The organism is Streptomyces sp. NPDC087906 (assembly GCF_055584925.1).
Map to the genome: position 1 here is coordinate 355,711 of NZ_JBVJLC010000002.1, position 19,472 is coordinate 375,182.

Sequence of the window (19,472 nt, forward strand, 5' to 3'; positions counted from 1 at the left end):
GACCCCGCGCGCCCGGTGGCGGACGGAGTCCCGGCCGGCCGGCCCGGCGTGGGGGGACGGCCTACTGCACGCTGTAGCCGGGCAGCAGTTTGCCGAACTGCTCGGCGGCGGCGTCCAGTCCGGCCTTGACCGGGGTCTGGCCCTGCAGGATCTTGATGTACTGCTGCTGGAGCGGTACGAACAGGCTGCCGACCTGCGGCAGTGCGACCCGGGGCCGTGCGGTGTCGAGGATCGGCTTGAAGCCGGCGATCTCCGGGTCCTTCAGCACCTCGGGGGTGTAGGCCGAGGTGCGGGTCGGCAGGGTGCCGTTCTTCAGCGCGATCTGCTGCTGGCTGGCCGACGAGGTCATGAACTGCGTGAAGAGGTACGAGGCGTCCAGGTGCTTCGAGCCCTGGTAGACGGCGAGGTCGTGGCCGCCGGTCGGGGCGAGCGCCTTGCCGGTGGAGCCGGCCGGGACGGGCGCGTAACCGAGGTTGGACTCCTTGCCCTTGAAGGCGGATCCGGTCAGGTCGTCGGCGACGGACCAGGGGCCCTGGATCAGCATGGCGACCTTGCCGGTCCTGAACGAGGTCTGCATGTTGTCGTACGCGCTGGCGAAGTCGACCTTCAGCGAGGAGGTGTCGTAGATCTCCTTGGCCTTGGTGACCGCGGCCACCGCCTGCGGCGAGTTGATGGTGATCTTCTTGGCCGCCGGGTCGGCGAGGTCGGCGCCCTCGCCGAACAGCAGCGGGAAGAGGAAGTACGAGTCGGGGTTGACGTAGGTGCCGGCGACGCCGGGAACCTTCTTCGCGATGGTCTCGGAGTCGGCGATCAGCTCGTCCCAGGTGGCCGGCGGCTCGCTGATGCCGGCCTTGGCGAAGATGTCCTTGTTGTAGAGCAGGGCCAGCGTGTCGGTGACCGAGGGAGCGCCGTAGCTCTTCCCGTTGTACTTGGTCGTGTCGAGCGGCCCTTCGACGAAGTCCTCGCTCTTCGCCAGCGCCGGGGTGCCGTCCAGCGGGGCGATGTAGTGCAGCGACGCGTACTCGGGGATGAGGCCGACGTCGGTGCGGATGACGTCGGGCGCGCCCTTGCCGCTCTGGGCCGCCGCCTTGAACCGCTGCTCCACGGTGGTGAAGTCGACGTTCTGGTACGTGACCTTGATCTTCGGGTACTTGGCCTCGAACTGCTTGATGAGCGCCTGGTAGGCCGGCGCCTCGTTCTTGGCGTCCGAGGTGTCCCAGTAGGTGATCGCGCCGGAGACCGACGCGGGGTCGGCTGCCGAACCCCCGTCACTCTTGCCGTCGTTGTCGCTGCCGCCACAGGCGGTGACTCCGAGCGCGATGGCAGCGGCCATCGCGACGGCGGACATGCCGCGTCGCATACCTGACTCCTTGAAGAGGGTGGTGCCCGTTCGGACTTGGTGGACCGTAACAGCGCTGCAATCTCTTGCGAAAGAGTCTGCAAGGAATTTTCTCGCCGCAACGGCGGCCTCGCGTACGGGGAGGTACGGGAGGCCGCCGGGTGGCGGACAGCCGCGGGTGGGCGGCGGATCGCGCTACTTCCAGGTGTCGTTCAGGGTGAGGGCGCCGGAACTCCCGCTGTTGGCGGTGCGGTTGCCACCCGACTCCCAGGTGACGCTGCCGGAGCCGTCCTTGAGGATGTACTTGTACTCGAACGAGGTGTTGGGCGGAAGGCTGACCGAACCCGCCCACGCGGTCTGGTTCGTGGAGGTCAGCGCGACGGCCGAGCCGGTGTTCCAACTGCCGAGCGCGGCGATCGATCCGACGACGTACACCTTCTGGCTGCCGGAGACCGACTTGCTCTCGTGGAAGGCCACGGCGATCTGACCGCTGCCGTCACCGGACGACTGCGTGCCCCACGAGTCGTTCCGGGTGCCGCCGGAGGCTCCGGTGCCGGCCGTGTGGTTGTTTCCGGGCTCCCAGGTGACGTTCCCCGAGGCGTCCTTGACGAGGTACTTGTACTCGAACGAGGTGTTCGCGGGGAGGCTCACCGAGCCGGTCCAGTTCGCCTGGTCGGAGGAGCTGAGCGCGATGGCGGCGCCGGTGTTCCAGCCGCCCAACTCCGGTATGGAGCCGACCACATAGACCTTCTGGCCGGCCGGGACCGCCTTGCTCTCGTGGAAGGTCTCGGTGACGCTGCCGGCCGGCGGATCGGTCGGCGGGTCCGTCGGGGTCGCGTTGCCCGCGCCGTACAGCGCGACGGAGTCATGGGCGGCCACGGTCGTCGCCGCGTTGCCCGAGGAGTCGACCGTCACGGTCGGGCCCGAGCAGGAACCGGACCCGGCGAGGTCGCCGTGGATGATGTCGCAGTAGGTGCCCGCGGGCAGTCCCGTCGTGAAGGTCCGGGTGACGGCGGCGCCGCTGTTGTTGAGGGCGATCCACGCCGTGTCGCCGCGGCTGAAGGCGACCGTGTTGCTGCCGTCGTCCCACCAGTTGGCCACGGACTCGCCCTTGGCCGCGTTGTGCCAGCCGACCATGTTGGCGATACCCCGGGTACGGTCGGTGCAGACCCAGGTGGTCGCGCAGTCGGTGCCGGTGACCACCCCGTTGGAAGCGGCGGGCGGCGAGTCGTCCGAGCCGTTGAAGGCGAACCCCGAGTAGACCGTCGGGGCCCCGTAGCCGTAGGCGAGCATGAACTCGTTGGCGAGCGTGTACGTGCTGCCGTTCTTGTAGTTCAGGGTGCTGCCGTTGCGCTCGGTGTCGTGGTTGGTGACCATGGTGCCGTTCTTGGCGCTGGGCTCAAGGCCGGAGGTGGCCAGGTTCCGCAGTCCCGCGATGCTGCCCTGGAAGGCGGACTTGAGCGCGTTGGCGTAGTCGAAGCCGATCACGCTGCCGTTGGCCTCGAAAGCGGCGGGCGCCAGATTGCCGCTGCCGCCCAGCGCGATCTCCTGGAGGATGTACGGACGGCCGCCCCACTGGGTGTTGTTGAGGCGGGACTCGATGTTCGCCATGTCGGCCTGGTTGATGTGCTTGGCGGCGTCCACCCGGAAGCCGTCCACGCCGTAGCCGATCAGCTTGTTGAGATAGCCGGCGATCTTCCCGCGCACCCCGTCGGACTCGGTGTTGAGGTCGACCAGGTTCGACAGGAAGCACTCCTGCACCTGGGCCTGGTTGTTCCAGTCGTTGATGGCCAGGTTCGAGGTGGGGCAGCTCCCCGGATAGCTGTGGAAGTCGCCTGAGCTGTACGGGACTTGGCTGTACGTCCGGGAGCCGACGTTGAAGCTGTCGCCGCCGTAGGAGTCCGTGCTGGGCTGGTCGGCGCCCGACATGTGGTTGATGACGGCGTCCGCGTAGACCTTCACACCCGCCGCGTGGCAGGTGGCGACCATGGAGGAGAACTGCGCCTCGCTGCCCATGCGGCTGTTCAGGTCGTAGCCGACGGGCTGGTAGATCTCCCACCACGGATGGGCTCCGGAGAGCCGGATCGAGTCCTGCGGCGGCGAGACCTGCACGGCGCCGTACCCCTTGGGGCCGAGGACATTGGTGCACTCCGAGGCGACGGACTGCCAGTTCCACATGAACATGTTGGCCGTCACATCACCCCCGTTCCCGGCCGCCTGGGCGACGCCCTCCTGGAGGAGGGTCAGCGGTACGACGGCGCCGGCGGTGAGCGCGCCGACGGCGAGCAGACTGCGCAGGCGCCCGGAACGGCGCCGCCGCTCGCGGGTGTGCGGCTCGGCGCGACCTGGTGATCGAAACATGGACGACTCCCACATGATGATGGAGAACTCCGGCATCCTGACTGGTCGCCCGGACCGACGCGCCTCGGTGTGGGCGGGGCCAAACCGCTCCCGTCAAGGGGCAGTTGGGCGAGGAAGACCTTGCCGGGGAAGCCAGTGGGCGTCAAGGCCCGCTGCAAAAGATTTCTGCTCTTTGCGGAAACCCTCTGCCGTGAACTGCCCGTGGTCCCGGCCTCGGCGGGCGCCTGGAGGGCGTCCGACGGGGTCCGGGACCACGGGTGTCAGCGATTCACCGGCATGACCGGCTCGTCGCGGGCCCTAGCGTTTGCCGCCCGCTGTGCCGCCGGGCGTTTTGGCCGCCGACTTGGCCGCCGCGGCTCCGCCGGTGATCACGAACTGCGACCCCGGTTGGGTGACGATGTTGCCGTCGGCCGAGTTGGTGATGGTCACGTTGCTCAGCGCCGCGCTGCCGCGCGCACCGCTCATGGCGAGGATGCCGGCGCCGTTGTTGGACTTGTCGATCTTCACGTTGCTGACGGTGACCCCGGGCATGTTGCCGCCGCCCGTCTTGAACTGGATGCCGTCGTACGTCGAGTCGTAGATGTCGGTGTCCCGGATGGTGACCCCGGTGATGTCCCGGCTCGCGGCGAACAGCGTGATGGCGCCGAACTCCTGGTCCTCGTTCCAGAAGGCGCCGCCGGTGCGGTGCAGTTCGTTGTTGGCGATCAGGGTCTGCCCGGAGAAGGGCAGCGGGTCGTGGTCGGTCGCCAGCATGATGCCGGGGTAGTTGGCCGTGTCGGAGACGACATTGTTCTCGATCTTGTTGCCGTAGCCTCCGTAGACGGCGATCCCGGTCGCCCGCCAGGGCAGTTGGATGGTGTTGTTGGTGAACTGGTTGTCGTGCGCGATGTCGACCGAGGTGTCCTTGACGTACCGGTTGGCCCAGACCGCGAGTGAGTCGTCACCCGTCGTGCGGAACGACGAGTTGTACACCTTCGAGTTCCGGGTGCCGTTGCTGAAGTTGATGCCGTCGGCGTAGGTGTCGCGGATCCGCATCCCGCTGAACTCAAGGCCGTCGGCGGGGCCCCAGAGGTCCGGGATGTTGTCGTAGTCGCGGCCGACCCAGACCCCGACGTTGGAGTGCTCGATCCAGACGTTGGAGATCTTGGTGTTCTTGCCGAACCGGCCGTTGAGGCCCACGCCGCCCTCGGCGTTGCCGTCACCGCCGCGGATCCGGCCGGAGCCGAAGATCGCGATGTCGGATATCTGGGTGTTGTTGTCGATGTCGAAGCCGAAGTTGCCTTCGTGCGGGTGGTTGATGCCGCCGACCGCGTTCTGCGGTTCGGTGAGTGTGTAGAGCTGGGAGTGCCACATGCCGGCGCCCCGGATGGTGACGTTGCTGATGCCGACCTGGTTGTACTGGCCCCTGTTCAGCGGGTCGTCGGTCAGGATCTTCTTCTCCTGGCGCCACTGCCCCGGCGGGATCCAGACGCAGGCGATGGCGCCGTTCTGATTGTCCGTCACGGCCCGCTGGATGGCGGTCGTGTCGTCGATCCCGTCGTCGGGGACCGCTCCGTACGAGGTGATGGAGGTGCACTCGGCGGGCTTGCTCGTCGGGGGCGCCACCTGCTCCAGATCGATCAGGTCGATGATGTAGAACGAGGCGGTGTCACCCGCGTCGCGCTGGAGCCGGAACTTGGTCCCCGCCGGGTAGGTCTGCGACAGCAGGGCGTGCGACTCGTCGAAGAGCCTGCGGGCGTCGGCCTGCGGGGTGTTGGTCAGCGCCTCGGGGCCGTCGGTGTTGCCGTACAGCCAACTGTGCTTCGAGGAGAGGTCGAGCTTCTTGACGAAGGTGTCGTTGACGTAGAGCCCGATGGTGGCGTCGATGCCGCCGCCGTTCGGCGCGTCGGGGATGGAGTTGCGCACGACGATCGAGTTCGACGGGTTGGTCGAGGTGAACTCGACGAACTGGCCTGTGCTGTTGAGCCGTACCGACTTGCGCCCCGAGGACTCGGAGGCGAAGTTGGTGTGCCCGAAGGTGCGTTCGGCGTCGGCCTCCAGCAGGGTGCCCTGGTAGCGGCCGGACTCGGCCTCGTACTCGACGTACGGTACGGCGGCGCCGCGACCGACCACGATCGCCCGGGAGAAGGCGTTGTTGGTCTCGTTGGTCTCCGTGACGGCGTTGGTGGCGTCAGCGGTGGCCACGAGGGTCGCGCCGCCGCTGGTCGCCGTCCAACTGCCGTTGACACTCACATTGGTGGTGGCGCCTGCGGCGATGGACGGGGTGTTGGTGTTGAGCGTGGTGCCGCCCACCGTCAGCCGGGTCACCGTGGTGGCGCCCGACGCGGTGGTGCCCCGGTTCTTGACGGCCACGGCGAACTGGACGGCCGCTCCGACCGCCGGGTTCTGCGGCGTCGAGGTGATGCTCAGGACCTGGAGGTCGGGACCCGGGCTCTGGCCGACGACCAACTGCCCGGCCGCCGTGAAGCTGTTGTTGTTGTTGTCCTGCTCGACGACCGTGTCCGTCGGGTCGACGATCGCGGTGACCTTGTAGCTGCCCTCGGCCCGCTTGCCCACCACGACCGGGACGGTCGCCGAGGCACCGGCGGCCAGTGCGCCGACCGAGGCGCTGCCGGCGACCACACCGCCCACACTGACATTGACGGTGGTCGCCGCGGACGCCGCGGTGCCCGCGTTCCGTACGGTGGCGTTGACCGTCGTCGTGTCGGTCTCCACCGGTGCGGCCGGCGTCCACGTCAGGCCGGTGACGGTGAGGTCCGGATTGGGCGCGAGCGTGCCGATCACCTGGAGTTCGGCGACCTGCCCGCCGGGCGCCCCGGTGTTGCCGAAGATCTGGAGCTGTAGGTCGGAGGCGCGGCCGGTGACCGGGATCGTCACCGTGTTCTGGTTGGACGAGGGACCGAACGCGTAGTCGGCGCGGGCCTTCAGCGAGGTGAAGCCGGACGCGCTCTGGGCGCGGCCGAGTACCTGGATGTTCTGGGTCCTGTTCCCCCAGGCCGTGTCGGGGTTGAGCCGGACCACGACGCCGGTGACATCGGCGTCGGCGCCGAGCTTGACCGTCAGGGTCGACGGCTGGCCGCCCGCCTCCCAGTACGTGTCGAGCTTGCCGTCGTTGGCGTTGGGCGCGACGAACGTGAAGACCGACGAGGACGCCTCGATCGGCTTGCCGCGCGCCAGGTCCGTACCGGCGACCGGACCGCCCGGGTCGACGGGACCACCGGGGTCGCTGTCGACGGTGCCGTAGATCCCCAGTTCGGAGAGCTGCCCCGCGGGCCAGCCGGTGTTGCCCGTGATGTTCAGCCGCACGTAACGGACGCTGCTCGCGGTGAAGTTGACGGTGACGGTGTTGCCCGACGCCGGGGTGAACGAGCGCGCCTGGGCGGCGGACAGGGTGGTGAACGTGGTGCCGTTGGTGCTGCCCTGCACCGCGACGGCCTGGGTGCGGGCCTCCCAGGTGGTGGGGAGCTTGAGCACCACCTGGTCGACGGTCGCGTTCTTGCCGAGGTCGACCTGGAGCCAGGCGGGGAAGGCGTTGTTCGGGCCTTCCCAGTAGGTCTGCTGGTTGCCGTCGGTCACGTTGGCCGCGGGATGGCTCCCCTCGGACCCGCTCGCCGACGCCGGTCTGCCCACGGCCAGATCGGCGCGTTCGGCGGCCGAAGCGGAGACGGGCAGGAGGCCGAAGGCGATCATGCCGGCCAGCACCAATCCGGTGACGAGCCACCGGCCGAACTGCTTCCGTTTCATGGTGTCCTCTGTTCTGTCGGAACGAGACAGCGGCGGCCGCAGTGGCCGGGGTTAGCTCTTGCCATGAACTTGCATAGAAATTGAGCCCGTTGACTCCTTTTTTGCGATTCACAGGTTGCGATCCTGTCACCAGTTTGTCAATACTTTCCGCACGATGATCGACTTGTTGTGCCGTGAGCGGGCATGACAAAGCCGGGGCAGACCGCGTGAGCGGCCTGCCCCGGCTGCGGGCCGGTTGCTGCTAAGGCGTCGTCACAGCGTGCGTTCCAGCCGGCCGGCCATCAGCTTCACGAACCGCGCGGGGTCGCTCAGTTCACCGCCGTCCGCGAGGAGGGCCATCCCGTGGAGGAGTTCGGCCGCCTCGGCGAGCCCCGCCTCCGCCCGCTCCTCGCTGTGCGCCTGCCGCAGGGCGGCGACCAGCGGATGCGTGGGGTTCAGCTCCAGGATGCGCTTGATGTGGGGCACGTCCTGGCCCATGGCCCGGTACATGTTCTCCAGGGCCGGGGTCACATCGTGGGTGTCGGAGACGATGCAGGCCGGCGAGACCGTGAGCCGCGACGACAGGCGCACCTCCTTCACGCTCTCGGCCAGTTCCTTCGTCATCCAGCCGAGCAGACCGGCGAACTCCTGCTGCTGCTTCTCGCGTTCGGCCTCGACCTCCTTCTTCTCCTCGTCGGTGTCGAGGTCCACCTCGCCCTTGGCGATCGACTGGAGCTGCTTGCCGTCGAACTCCGGTACCGACTGGACCCACACCTCGTCCACGGGGTCGGTCAGCAGCAGGACCTCGAAGCCCTTCGCCGCGAACGCCTCCATATGGGGCGAGGTCTCGATGGCCGAGCGCGACTCGCCCGTCATGAAGAAGATGTGCTGCTGGCCCTCCTTCATCCGCCCCACGTACTCCTGGAGCGTGGTCTGCCGCTCCTCGTCGTGGGTCGAGGCGAACGACGAGATGCCGAGCAGCGCGTCGCGGTTCTCGTAGTCGCTCAGCAGGCCCTCCTTGAGGACCCGGCCGAACTCCTTCCACAGCGTGGCGTAGCGCTCCGGGTTCGCGGACATCATGTCCTTGACCGTCGAGAGCACCTTCTTGACCAGCCTGCGGTGCATGAGCTGGATCTGCCGGTCCTGCTGCAGGATCTCCCGCGACACGTTGAGGGAGAGATCCTGCGCGTCGACAACACCCTTGACGAAGCGCAGGTATTCGGGCATCAGCGCTTCGCAGTCGTCCATGACGAACACGCGCTTGACGTAGAGCTGGACTCCGCGCTTGTGCCCCTGCGTGAAGAGGTCGGGCGAGGCGTGCGACGGGACGAAGAGCAGCGCCTGGTACTCGAACGTGCCCTCGGCCTGCATCCGCACGGTTTCGAGCGGGTCGGTCCAGTCATGGCTGATGTGCTTGTACAGCTCGCTGTACTCGGCCTCGGTCACCTCGTCCTTGGACCGTGCCCACAGCGCCTTCATCGAGTTGATCGTCTCGGGCCCGGCGGGGGTCTTCCCGCCGTCCTCGCCGTCGGCTGCCGAGCCGTCGGCCGCCGCGCTGTCGTCCTCGGCCGCCATCCTGATCGGCCAGGTGATGAAGTCCGAGTAGCGCTTGACGATTTCCTTGATCTTCCAGCTCGACGTGTAGTCGAAGAGCTGGTCCTCGGTGTCCGCCGGCTTGAGCCGCAGTGTGACGGCGGTGCCCTGCGGCGCCTCGGCCACCTCGTCGACCGTGTACGTGCCCTCGCCGCTGGACTCCCAGCGGGTGCCCCGGGTCTCCCCCGCCCGCCGGGTCAGCAGCGTGACCTCGTCGGCGACCATGAAGCTGGCGTAGAAACCGACGCCGAACTGGCCGATGAGTTCCTCGGACGCCGCCGCGTCCTTGGCGCCCTTCAGCTCCCGCAGGAACTTGGCCGTACCGGAGTTGGCGATGGTGCCGATGAGCTGCACCACCTCGTCGTGCGACATGCCGATGCCGTTGTCACGAACGGTCAGTGTGCGCTGTTCCTTGTCGATCTCGATGTCGATGTGCAGATCGGACACATCGGCCCGCAGCTCGTTGTCACGCAGAGATTCCAGACGCAACTTGTCCAGTGCGTCGGAGGCGTTGGAGACCAGCTCCCGCAGAAATACATCCTTGTTCGAGTAGATCGAATGGATCATCATCTGGAGGAGCTGGCGCGCTTCCACCTGGAACTCGAATGTCTCGGCCGGCATACCTGCGGATCCCCTTCATCGTGAGTGGTCAGCGTCAAGTCACTGAGCTGTCTCACATCGTAGGGCGGCCGCCACCCAGCGTGCTGCCCCGGCCCGTTCGGCGACCGCCGCAGCGCGCCGGTGGTGTGCCGCGGCCCGGCCGCGCCGCCCGAGCGCCGCGGCCAGCAGGCCGAGGTGGTACGCCGTCGGGCCGAGGGTGAGCAGCCCGCTGCCCGCGCCCGCCAACTCGTCCTCCGCTGGCAGCAGTTGCTCGTAGAGGCGGTCCATCGCCGGCCGGTCCCCGAGGTGGATCGCAGCCGTCGCGTGCAGACACGTGCGTACGTCGAGAAGCAAGTCGCGCGGGGAGTCGGGGACGGCGCGTACGGCGGCGAGCGCGCGGTCCCTCTCGCCCCTGCCGAGCAGCACGAGCGGGCGCACCCAGCTCTCGTACGGGCCCCAGTCCGCGTCCCGTACAGCGGTCCGCAGCAGGTCGGGGGCGTCGAGCGAGAGCAGCGCGAGCGGCAGGACGCCTTGCTCCATACCCGGCATACCGGACCCGGTCAGCCGGTCGGCGGCTGTGCGGTACGCGGCGCGCGCCTCGTCCGTCCGGCCGGTGACCGCGAGCCGCAGCGCGGCGTACCAGTCGGTGAACACACCGACGAGCGGCAGACCGCAGCGGTCGGCGAGTTGGTCGGCCGCCGCCGCGTGCCGGTCGGCAGCCGCGAGATCGGCGAGCGCGGCGCCGCTCTGCACGAGGATCAGATGAGCGAGGACTTCGTAGCTGACCAACTCGCCGTGCCGGGTGGCGAGATCAAGGATCTCCTCGCCGATCTCGGCCCGGTGCGGGGCGAGTCCTGCGCGCTGGAAGGACTGCATGAAGCGGCCGTTGAGCGCGTACGCCAGCAGGGCCGGGTCACCGAGGGCACGTGCGGCGCTCTCCGCCTCCCGCGCCGCCCGGTCGCCGCGCGGTCCGCTGTCGGCGCGCCGCTCCATCGCGATGGTGGTCAGCAGCCTGGCCCGGTCCGCCGTGCGGTCGGCGGGCAGGGCGGCCAGGGTGTGCTCGGCGGCCGTCACCAGCCGGGCCGACAGCTCCGGGTCGTCGTTGGCCGGCCAGATCGCCGGGACGTCGAAGGACCCGATCACACGGGCCGTCAGCAGCGGATCGCCCAGGGCCTCGGCCGCGGTGACCGCCTCGGCGCGGCGGCGCCGCGCCTGCGGCAGGTCGCCGGTCACGGCCAGCGCCCTGACCAGGCCCATGACGGCCTGGAGCCGGTCGCGCGGGTCGCCGTCCGCCGAGCGGTCGAGCGCCGCGACCGTCTCCCGCCACAGCCGGGCCGCCTCGTGCGGGGCGGAGCGCCGCTCGGCGCGTTCGGCGGCTGCGCGGGTGTAGTGCGCGGTACGGGCCCCGGGGGCGCGGCTGCCGGCCCGCAGCAGATGGTGGGCGATGGCCGTGACGTCGTCGGGCCGTACCTCTTCGATGATCCCGGCGACCGACGCGTGCCACCGGGCGCGGCGGGCGAGCGCGATGTCGTCGTACAGCGTCTCGTGCACCAGGGCGTGGGTGAAGCGCACCCGGTCGGCGTCCTGTTCGACCAGGAACCCCGCGAGGAGCGCCGACTCGACGGTGTCCAGGACGAGTTGTTCGTCGCCCGCGAGCGGGATCAGCAGATCGAGATCGATCTCGGCTCCGATCACGGCGGCCTGCCGCAACTGCGTCCGCGCGGTCTCGGTGAGCGCGGCGAGCCGGTGCCGGATGGTTTCCCGTACGCCGGGCGGCACGGTGTGCAGACCGGCTTCGCCCTCGCTCTCCCAGAGCCGGGTGAGTTCCCTGACGAAGAAGGGGTTGCCCGCGCTGCGTGCGTGGATGAGCCGCGCGGCGTCCGGGTCCGGCTCGCGGTCGGTGAGCGCCCGTACCAACTCCCGTACCTGCGGCTCGGGCAGACCGCCGAGATAGAGCCGGGCGGGTTCGGCGCGGGCGGCGCGGCCCAGCGCCTGCGTCAGGGCCGCCGAGGTCTCGGTCGTCCGGTACGTCCCGACGATCAGCACGGGTCCGGTGCCCGATTCGGTGGCGAGCGCGGTCAGCAGGGCGAGTGTCTCCTCGTCCGCCCAGTGCAGGTCGTCGAAGACCAGCAGGACCGGGGCCCGCGCGGCGACCGCGGTCAGATACGACACGGCCGCGCGCTGCCGCCGGAACCGTACGGCGGCGGGGTCGTCGCCTGCGGCGGTGCTCCGACCGGCCGCTTCGGCCGACTCCGCGGGTACGGGCCCGTCCTGACCGGCAGCCGCGAGACTCGCGCGCATCCGGGTCCACGGCCAGGCAGCGGGCGCACCCGCCGGTTCGGGGCTGGCGCCCCAGGCGGTGGTCCAGCCGGTGGCGGCGAGCCGTTCGGTGAGGGCGCAGGCCAGCGCCGTCTTGCCCGCCCCCGCGGCTCCGGACAGCAGCACCAGCCGCGAGCGGCCGGTGGCGGCCGCGTCCGCCGCGGCCCCGTCGAGCGCGGCCAGTTCGGCGCCGCGGCCGACGAACGGATGCGCGGGGGAGCGCGGCCGGCCGGCCGCCTGGGGCGCCGGTCGCGTACGGTGCGCCGGGGCGACCGGCGGTGCGGTGAGCCGCGCCGCCTGGCCGAGGATGTCCGCCTCCAGTTGCCGCAGGGCTGGACCGGGGTCGACGCCCAGCTCGGTCCGCAGCGTGGCCTGGGCGCGGCGGAGCGCGGCGAGCGCGTCGCCCTGGCGACCGGCCCGGTAGAGCGCCAGCGCGAGCAGCCGCCAGCCGTCCTCGCGCAGGGGGCGCTCGGCCACAGCGGCTTCCAGTCCTGGCACCGCCTCGGCAGCCTGCCCCAGGTCGAGCGCCGCCTCGGTGCGCCGCGCCACGGCCAGCAGCCGCAACTCGTCCAGCCGGTCCGCCTCGGCGCGCGCCCAGTGCGTCTCGGCGAACTCCGCGTACGCGGGTCCGCGCCAGTCGCCGAGCGCGCCGTCCAGCAGAAGCCGGACCTCCTCGGCCCTGCCCTCGGCGAGCAGCGGGGCGGAAGCGGCGACAGCGGCCTCGAACCGCCAGGCGTCCACCGTCCCGGGGTCGGCCCGCAGCGCGTAACCGGGGTCGGCCGTGACCAGCAGCCGGGCCGGGGTGCGGGGCGGCCGGTCCGGCTCCAGGGTCTTGCGCAGCGCGCCGACGAAGGTCTGCACGGCGCCGAGGGCGCCCTGCGGCGGCTCGTCCCAGAGGTCGTCGATCAGCCGGGTCACGGGGACGACCCGGCCCCTGGCGATCAGCAGCCGGGCCAGGACCGCGCGGTGCCGCAGCCCCTTGAGATCGACGGGACCGTGCGCGCTCCGGGCGGTCAGCGGGCCCAGCACACCGAAGCTGATCACCGGCTCACCCACCTCCCTGTCCCCGCGTCCGCACACGCGCCAACCTATCCGGGCGCCGCCGAGGTCAGCTCGCCGAGCCGCCGCTGATCCGGCACTGATTCGCCGCTGATCCGCCGCTGATTCGCCGCTGATCGGCGGCCCGCAGACTCGGCCGTACCGACCCGTACAGAACACACCAGGAGCAGCTATGACCCCGCAGATTCCCGGCTTCACCCAGCGGCGGGTGACCGTCGCCGACGGTGTGGCGCTGAATGCCGCCGTGGGCGGCTCGGGCAGCCCCGTCGTCCTGCTGCACGGCTTTCCGCAGACGCATCTGATGTGGCGGCATGTCGCCGCCGATCTCGCCGCCGATCACACGGTGATCTGCCCGGACCTGCGCGGCTACGGCGCCAGCGACAAGCCGGCGGAGACGGACGGAGAGACGTACTCCAAGCGCACCATGGCCGCCGACGTGGTCGCCCTGGCGCGGGCCCTGGGCCATGAGCGCTTCGCGCTCGCCGGACACGACCGGGGCGCCCTGGTGGCGATCCGCGCGGGGCTCGACCATCCCGGAGCCGTCACCCGTCTGGCGTCGCTCGACGTCCTGCCGACCCTCGACATGTGGGAGGTGATGCACGGTACGTCGGCCGCCGTCGGCTTCCACCTGTATCTGATGGCCCAGCCGCCCGGCCTGCCCGAGGAGCTGATCAGCGGCGCGCCCGACGCGTTCTTCGGCCACTTCCTCGACCTGTGGGCGATCGACCCGGCCGCGATCCCCGCCGACGTACGCGCCGCGTATCTCGACGCGTGCCGTGCGGCGGTCCCCTCGATCGTCGCCGACTACCGCGCGTCGGCCGGGGCCGACGTCGAACACGACCTGGCCGACCGGGCGGCCGGCAACCACCTGCGGATGCCGGTGACCGTGCTCCAGCAGGACTGGGGCGCGGCGCTGGGCTTCGACGCGGCCGAGCTGTGGCGGGCCTGGGCACCGGACCTGAAGCACATCCCGGTGTCCTGCGGGCACTTCATGGCGGAGGAGTCACCGGCCGAGGTCATCGGCGCCCTGCGCGACCTGCTGGCGCGCTAGCGCAGCGCCCGGCGTCCGGCGCCGGACCGGGGCAGGGGCAGCGGCAGCGGATCGGGTCAGGAGCCGGTCTGCCGGTTGCTGTACACCCGGTCCGGGCTGACGAGCACCGCGGTACGGCGCTGCTCGGCCATCACCCGGTCGTACTCGTCCCAGTCCTGGTGGGTGCCGCCGGCGGCGACGAAGACCGACCGCAGCAGGAGCCGCAGCCCTTCGGCGTCCAGCCAGGGCCGCGGGTCGTCGGGCCCTGCCAGCTCGGCCCGGCCCTCGACGGTCGCCCACTGCCAGCCGCTGCGGAACGTCGCCGTCACCTGGGGCCTGACCCGCAGATTGGCGAGCTTCACCCGGCCGTACGTGACGAAGGCGAGCACCGGCTCGGCCGTGACCGGATGGGCGAGTACGCCCGCGTTGACGAGCGAGCCCTGGATGGTGGAGTCGGCCCGCAGCGTCGAGATCACCGCGAGCCCCTGCTCGTTGCGGCCCAGCGCCGCCGCGTCGTCCAGTGTCGTCATCGGGGCTCCTCGTACGTGAAGGCCGGGCGTGCGCGCGATGTCGGCATGATCGTAGCCGGGCCTGGCCGCTACGCGCCCGAGGGCTTGAGCCCGCGCAGCGGTCCGTCGAGTTCGCGCCGGTAGAAGTCGATGAACCCGTCCGGGTCGGGTCCGGCGTTCTGCATGACGAGCCGGTCGAAGCCCGCGTCCACGTAACTCTGGGCGACCTGGAGATGGCGGGCGGGGTCCGTGCCGCAGGCGAACTTCTCCATGATGTCCTCCTCGCGCACGGTCGTGGTGGCCGCGTCGAAGTTCACCGGGTTGGGCAGCTCGCTCATGACCTTCCAGCCGGTCAGGGCCCATCGCGAGGTCTCCAGCGCCGTCCGGGCGCCGGTGTGCTCGTCGGGCGCCCAGGCCACCGGGACCTCCGCGTACCGGGGGCCTGCACCGCCCGCCGCCCGGTACTCCTGGACGATCTCGGGCTTGTCCTCGGTGGCGAACAGCGCGTCGCCCAGCTCGGCGGCGATCCGGGTCGACGGCGGCCCGCTGGCCGCCACGGCGATGAGCGGCAGTTCGCCGGGCAGGTCGAAGACGCGGGCGTCGTCGAGGGTCAGGTGCTTGCCCTCGTACGAGTGGTAGCCGCCGCTCCACAGCAGCCGGATGATCTCCAGCGCCTCGCGCAGCATCTCGTGCCGCACCCGGACCGTGCCGGGGTAACCGGGACCCACCACATGCTCGTTGAGCCGCTCCCCCGATCCGACACCGAGCGTGAAGCGGCCGTCGGAGAGCAGGGCCAGGGTCGCCGCCGCCTGGGCGATGATCGCCGGGTGGTAGCGGACGGTCGGACAGGTCACGCCGGTCGCGAGGCCGATACGGTCGGTCTTCGCCGCGATCGTCCCGAACACGGTCCAGGCGAACGGCGAGTGCCCCTGGTTGTCCAGCCAGGGGTGGAAGTGGTCGCTCATCTCCACGAAGTCGAAGCCCGCCTGCTCCGCCAGGACCGCCTGCCGCACCAGCTCCGCGGGACCGAATGCCTCGGCCGCCAGTTTGTAGCCGATCTCCATGTGCGTCGCCTTCCGGTTCGGTGCGTGGTCCCGCCAGTCGTGTCGGGCCAGTCGTGTCGGGCCTGTCGTGGTCGGGCCTGTCGTGGTCCGACCAGGAATACCCGCGTTCGGCGTGCCGTAACGGAGCCCGGCGCGGGGCCGGTGTCAGGGAGGCCGTTACGGGCAGGAGCGCCGTACGATCGGGCGGTTCGATGCCACCGCCCGCCTCGCGGCAAAAGGACGATGAAGTGAAAGCAGCTCTGTACGACCGTCTGGGTTCCGCCCGTGATGTGCTGCGGGTCGAGGACGTCGACCGCCCCGAACCCGGCCCTGGCCAGGTCCGGGTCAGGATCGCCCTCTCCGGGATCAACCCCACCGATGTGAAGTCGCGGGGCGGCGCGACCGCGGGAGCGCCGACCGGGTTCCAGGTCCCGCACCACGATGCCACCGGCCGGATCGACGCCGTCGGCCCCGGTGTCGACACCGCTCGCGTCGGACAGCGCGTCTGGACGTATCTCGCCGCGTTCGGCAACAAGTGGGGGACGGCGGCCGAATGGAGCGTCGTGCCGCAGGAGCGCGCCGTGCCGCTGCCCGACGGCATCGACGACGAACTGGGCGTGTGCCTGGGCGTGCCCGCGCTGACCGCGCACCACTGCCTGTTCGCCGACGGGCGGCTCAACGGCCGTACGGTGCTGGTGGCGGGCGGCGCGGGAGCCGTCGGCCACTTCGCGATCGAACTGGCCAAGCACGCCGGCGCCCGGGTCGTCAGTACCGTCAGCGGCCCCGAGAAGGCCGAGCTGGCCCGCCTGGCGGGCGCCGACCTGGTGGTCAACTACCACGACAAGGACGCCGTGGACCAGGTGAAGGGCTTCGCCGCCACCGTGGACCGCGTCGTGGAGGTCGCCCTCGGCCCCAATCTCGATCTCGACCTCGCGGTCAGCGGCCCGCGTACGGTGATCTCCACGTACGCGGCGGCGGAGGACGTCTCCCTGCCGGTGCGGCGGCTCATGACGGCCAATGTGCGGCTGCGGTTCGTCCTGCTCTACGGGTTCCCTGCGCCGGACCTCGCCGACGCGGTGGCCGACGTGGGCGCGGCGCTGAGCGCGGGCGCGCTGAGCGCCCTGCCGGTACGGCGCTTCCCGCTCTCCGAGGTGGCGGCGGCGCACGAAGCCGTGGAGAGCGGCGCCGTGGGCAAGGTCGTCGTCAACCCCAACGCCTAGGGTCTGTCGTGTGGATCTTGCCGGGCTCTCGGGCCCTGGCACCGCTCCCTGATCCGGCCTGATCCGAACGACAGACCCCAACTCACCCGATCGGACGCGCCTACCGATCTACGGGCGGGGCACTCGAACTGTGCACGGTCGGCCACACCATGCTCGGGGAAGAGCACGCCGTGCAGCCTCCGGGGCAGGGGGCAAAAACGCTCGGGGCGGGTCCGGCACACGGTCCCGCCCCGAGTGCCGTCCGTGCGACGCGCCTGACCGCGCGCGTCGGGGTCCCCGGCCGAGGTCGACACCCGGCGGGGCCGCCGTGTTGGATGACCGTATGACAACACTCGGCGCTGTGTTCCGCCCCCAACTGCCCCCTGAGCGACTGCGTGACGTGGCGCGCGCCGCTGACGAGGCCGGTCTTGAGGAGCTGTGGCTCTGGGAGGACTGCTTCCTCGAAAGCGGAATCGCCAGTGCGGCCGCCGCCCTCGCCTGGACGGAGCGGCTGCGGATCGGGGTCGGGCTGCTCCCCGTGCCGCTGCGGAACGTGGCGCTGACGGCGATGGAGGCGGCGACGCTCCACCGGCTCTTCCCCGAGCGCGTCCTGCTGGGCGTCGGCCATGGCGTCCAGGACTGGATGGCGCAGGTCGGCGCGCGTGTCGAGTCGCCCGTAACACTGCTGCGCGAGCACCTAGAGGCGCTGCGCGCGCTGCTGCGGAGCGAGTCCGTGACGACGGACGGCCGCTATGTGAAGCTCGACGGCGTCGCCCTCGACTGGCCGCCGCCTGCGGCGCCCGGCATCTACGCGGGAGCGACAGGACCGCGCTCCCTCCGGCTGACCGGGGAGGCCGCCGACGGCACGATCCTCACCGGCGGTACGACACCGGACGGGGTGCGCCGGGCCCGCGCCCTGATCGACGAGGGCCGCGCGGCGGCGGGGCGCACAGGACCGCATCCGGTGGTGGTGTACCTCCTCACGGCGACCGGTCCCGACGCGGCGGAGCGGCTGCGCCGGGAACTGGCGCGGGAGGACCTCGCGCAGACCCCGGAGGCGGGAGTCGCGGGCGACGCGGACGCCGTCGCGAAGGCCGTGGCGCGCTTGGTGGACGCGGGGGCGGACACGGTGGTGCTCCAGCCGACGGCCGACGAACCGGACCCGGAGGGCTTCGTCCGCTTCGCGGCCACCGACGTCCGGCCCCTGGTGGGTGCTTGACCGGTGAAGGGGCGGTGCCTCAGCTCGCGAATGTCGTGCCCTGGGTGAAGTAGAGCTTCCAGCCCTCTTCGGTGTTCTTCCACAGGGAACTGCGATGGACGTCCCGGCCTCGTACGGTGAGGTCGAAGGTGAGGTGCACGAGATCGGGGCCGAGCTGCGCCGCCGTCATCCCCGACACCGTGCCGGGCGGTGTCGACGCGCCCCACGCCCGGAGTTCGGCGATGTACGTCTCGCGCGTGTACGCCGTGCCGGACGAGCCGAACGAGGTGAAGTCGTCGTGGAGCAGCTCGCCGAGGCGCGCGGGCGACGCGTACACGGCGGGGTCGAGAAACCGCAGCTCGCCCTCGACGGCGGCGGAGACGGCAGGCGTGGGATCCGAGATGGCCATTCCCCCATCCTCTCCGACGAGGCCGCCGGACGCGTTCGGCCGCGGGCTGTGTCCGGCGGGCCTGTCGTGTCCCGCCGGCCGGCCGTCAGCGGTGCAGCAGCCGCGCCGTCTCCGCCCAGAGGCGGTCGGCCTCGTGTGCGTCGAGGGCGTAGGACGCCACACCGCTCCTGCCGTCGCCGGGCGCGGTGACGGTAGCGGCTTCGGCGCAGTCCTCGAAGTAGCGGCCACTCACGCCTTCGACCAGGGGTGAGGCGGCGAGCAGGACCGTGGTGGCCGCTCCCTGCTGCGGGGTCTTCCAGCCCGGGGGGACGTCCAGGCGCCGGCCCTGGTCGTCCACGGCGCCGACGAACCGGAGCTGGCCTTCGTCCAGATGGCGCTGGAGGTTGGTCATGATGCCCCCGGGGTGGAGCGCGTTGGCCGTGATGCCGTCGGACGCCCACCGCTTGGACAGCGCTACGGCGAAGAGGATGGTCGCCGTCTTCGACTGGCCGTACGCGGACCACGCCTCGTAGGGCCGGGCGGTGAAGTGGATGTCCTCGAAGACGACCGGGGACATCAGATGGGCGGACGAGCTGACGGCGACCACCCGGGCGCCACCGGCGGCGGCGAGCGCGTCGTGCAGTCCGAGGGTCAGGGCCGCGTGGCCCAGATGGTTGACGGCGAACTGCGTCTCCCAGCCCTCGGCGGTCGTGCTGCGCTCGGGCAGGGCCATGGTCCCGGCGTTGTTGACCAGGATGTGCAGGGGTCCCGTCCAGTCCTCGGCGAACGCGTCGACGGTGGTGAGGTCGGCCAGGTCGAGATGGGCGACCCGGGTGTCGCGTCCGGTCGCGGTGCGGATGTCGGCCGCGGCACGCTCGCCGGCGGCGGTGTCCCGTACCGCCAGGGTGACGTCGGCGCCGGCGCCGGCCAGCGTACGGGCGGTCTCCAGGCCGATACCGGAGGCGGCGCCGGTGACGACGGCGCGCCGGCCGGTCAGGTCGACACCGTCGATGACCTCGGCAGCGGTGGAGGTGCCGGTGAAGGGGGTGGTGGTGACCGGGGTGGTGGTTCGGGGCATGGCTGTACTCCGTGGGTCGGTGTGCGGGGCCTG

The 19,472-nt window shown here is 71.0% G+C and carries 12 protein-coding genes; 3 read left to right on the plus strand and 9 right to left on the minus strand.

Annotated elements, in window-relative coordinates; genetic code table 11:
• Positions 1-61 precede the first annotated feature (61 nt).
• From ACZ63I_RS06940 to ACZ63I_RS06960, 5 genes are all read right to left on the minus strand, one after another.
• The gene (locus tag ACZ63I_RS06940) at positions 62-1,360 is read right to left on the minus strand and encodes an extracellular solute-binding protein (protein ID WP_469336126.1); all 1,299 of its coding nucleotides are present in this window, start codon (positions 1,358-1,360) and stop codon (positions 62-64) included.
• 174 nt (positions 1,361-1,534) lie between these two features.
• Positions 1,535-3,700, minus strand: a complete 2,166-nt coding sequence (locus ACZ63I_RS06945) for a carbohydrate-binding module family 20 domain-containing protein (protein WP_469336128.1) — start codon at positions 3,698-3,700, stop codon at positions 1,535-1,537.
• 297 nt (positions 3,701-3,997) lie between these two features.
• Positions 3,998-7,444, minus strand: coding sequence for a CARDB domain-containing protein (locus tag ACZ63I_RS06950; protein ID WP_469336130.1), 3,447 nt, complete (start codon positions 7,442-7,444; stop codon positions 3,998-4,000).
• A 252-nt stretch (positions 7,445-7,696) separates the two neighbouring features.
• Positions 7,697-9,637, minus strand: a complete 1,941-nt coding sequence (gene htpG / locus ACZ63I_RS06955; protein WP_469336132.1) for a molecular chaperone HtpG — start codon at positions 9,635-9,637, stop codon at positions 7,697-7,699.
• A 39-nt stretch (positions 9,638-9,676) separates the two neighbouring features.
• A complete protein-coding gene (locus ACZ63I_RS06960; protein WP_469336134.1) occupies positions 9,677-12,991 on the minus strand; it encodes a BTAD domain-containing putative transcriptional regulator in 3,315 nt (1,104 codons plus the stop codon).
• Positions 12,992-13,166: 175 nt separating this feature from the next.
• Here ACZ63I_RS06960 and ACZ63I_RS06965 point away from each other — a divergent pair, with 175 nt between their 5' ends.
• Positions 13,167-14,045: an alpha/beta fold hydrolase gene (locus ACZ63I_RS06965; protein ID WP_469336136.1), complete on the plus strand. Its 879-nt coding sequence runs from the start codon at positions 13,167-13,169 to the stop codon at positions 14,043-14,045.
• Between the two features lie 56 nt (positions 14,046-14,101).
• Here the strand turns inward: ACZ63I_RS06965 and ACZ63I_RS06970 are convergent, their stop codons facing one another.
• Complete coding sequence (locus ACZ63I_RS06970) at positions 14,102-14,554, minus strand: TIGR03618 family F420-dependent PPOX class oxidoreductase (protein WP_469336138.1); 453 nt, start codon at positions 14,552-14,554, stop codon at positions 14,102-14,104.
• Positions 14,555-14,622: 68 nt separating this feature from the next.
• On the minus strand, positions 14,623-15,597 hold the full coding sequence (locus tag ACZ63I_RS06975) for a TIGR03557 family F420-dependent LLM class oxidoreductase (protein WP_469336140.1): 975 nt from the start codon (positions 15,595-15,597) through the stop codon (positions 14,623-14,625).
• A 227-nt stretch (positions 15,598-15,824) separates the two neighbouring features.
• Here ACZ63I_RS06975 and ACZ63I_RS06980 point away from each other — a divergent pair, with 227 nt between their 5' ends.
• Both ACZ63I_RS06980 and ACZ63I_RS06985 read left to right on the plus strand, forming a co-directional pair.
• Positions 15,825-16,796: an NADPH:quinone reductase gene (locus tag ACZ63I_RS06980; protein WP_469336141.1), complete on the plus strand. Its 972-nt coding sequence runs from the start codon at positions 15,825-15,827 to the stop codon at positions 16,794-16,796.
• A gap of 322 nt (positions 16,797-17,118) precedes the next feature.
• Positions 17,119-17,994, plus strand: coding sequence for an LLM class flavin-dependent oxidoreductase (locus tag ACZ63I_RS06985; protein ID WP_469336143.1), 876 nt, complete (start codon positions 17,119-17,121; stop codon positions 17,992-17,994).
• Between the two features lie 19 nt (positions 17,995-18,013).
• Here the strand turns inward: ACZ63I_RS06985 and ACZ63I_RS06990 are convergent, their stop codons facing one another.
• Together ACZ63I_RS06990 and ACZ63I_RS06995 are read right to left on the minus strand one after the other, a co-directional pair.
• The gene (locus ACZ63I_RS06990) at positions 18,014-18,382 is read right to left on the minus strand and encodes a nuclear transport factor 2 family protein (protein WP_469336145.1); all 369 of its coding nucleotides are present in this window, start codon (positions 18,380-18,382) and stop codon (positions 18,014-18,016) included.
• 85 nt (positions 18,383-18,467) lie between these two features.
• Positions 18,468-19,439, minus strand: coding sequence for an SDR family NAD(P)-dependent oxidoreductase (locus ACZ63I_RS06995; RefSeq protein ID WP_469336147.1), 972 nt, complete (start codon positions 19,437-19,439; stop codon positions 18,468-18,470).
• Positions 19,440-19,472: the final 33 nt, after the last annotated feature.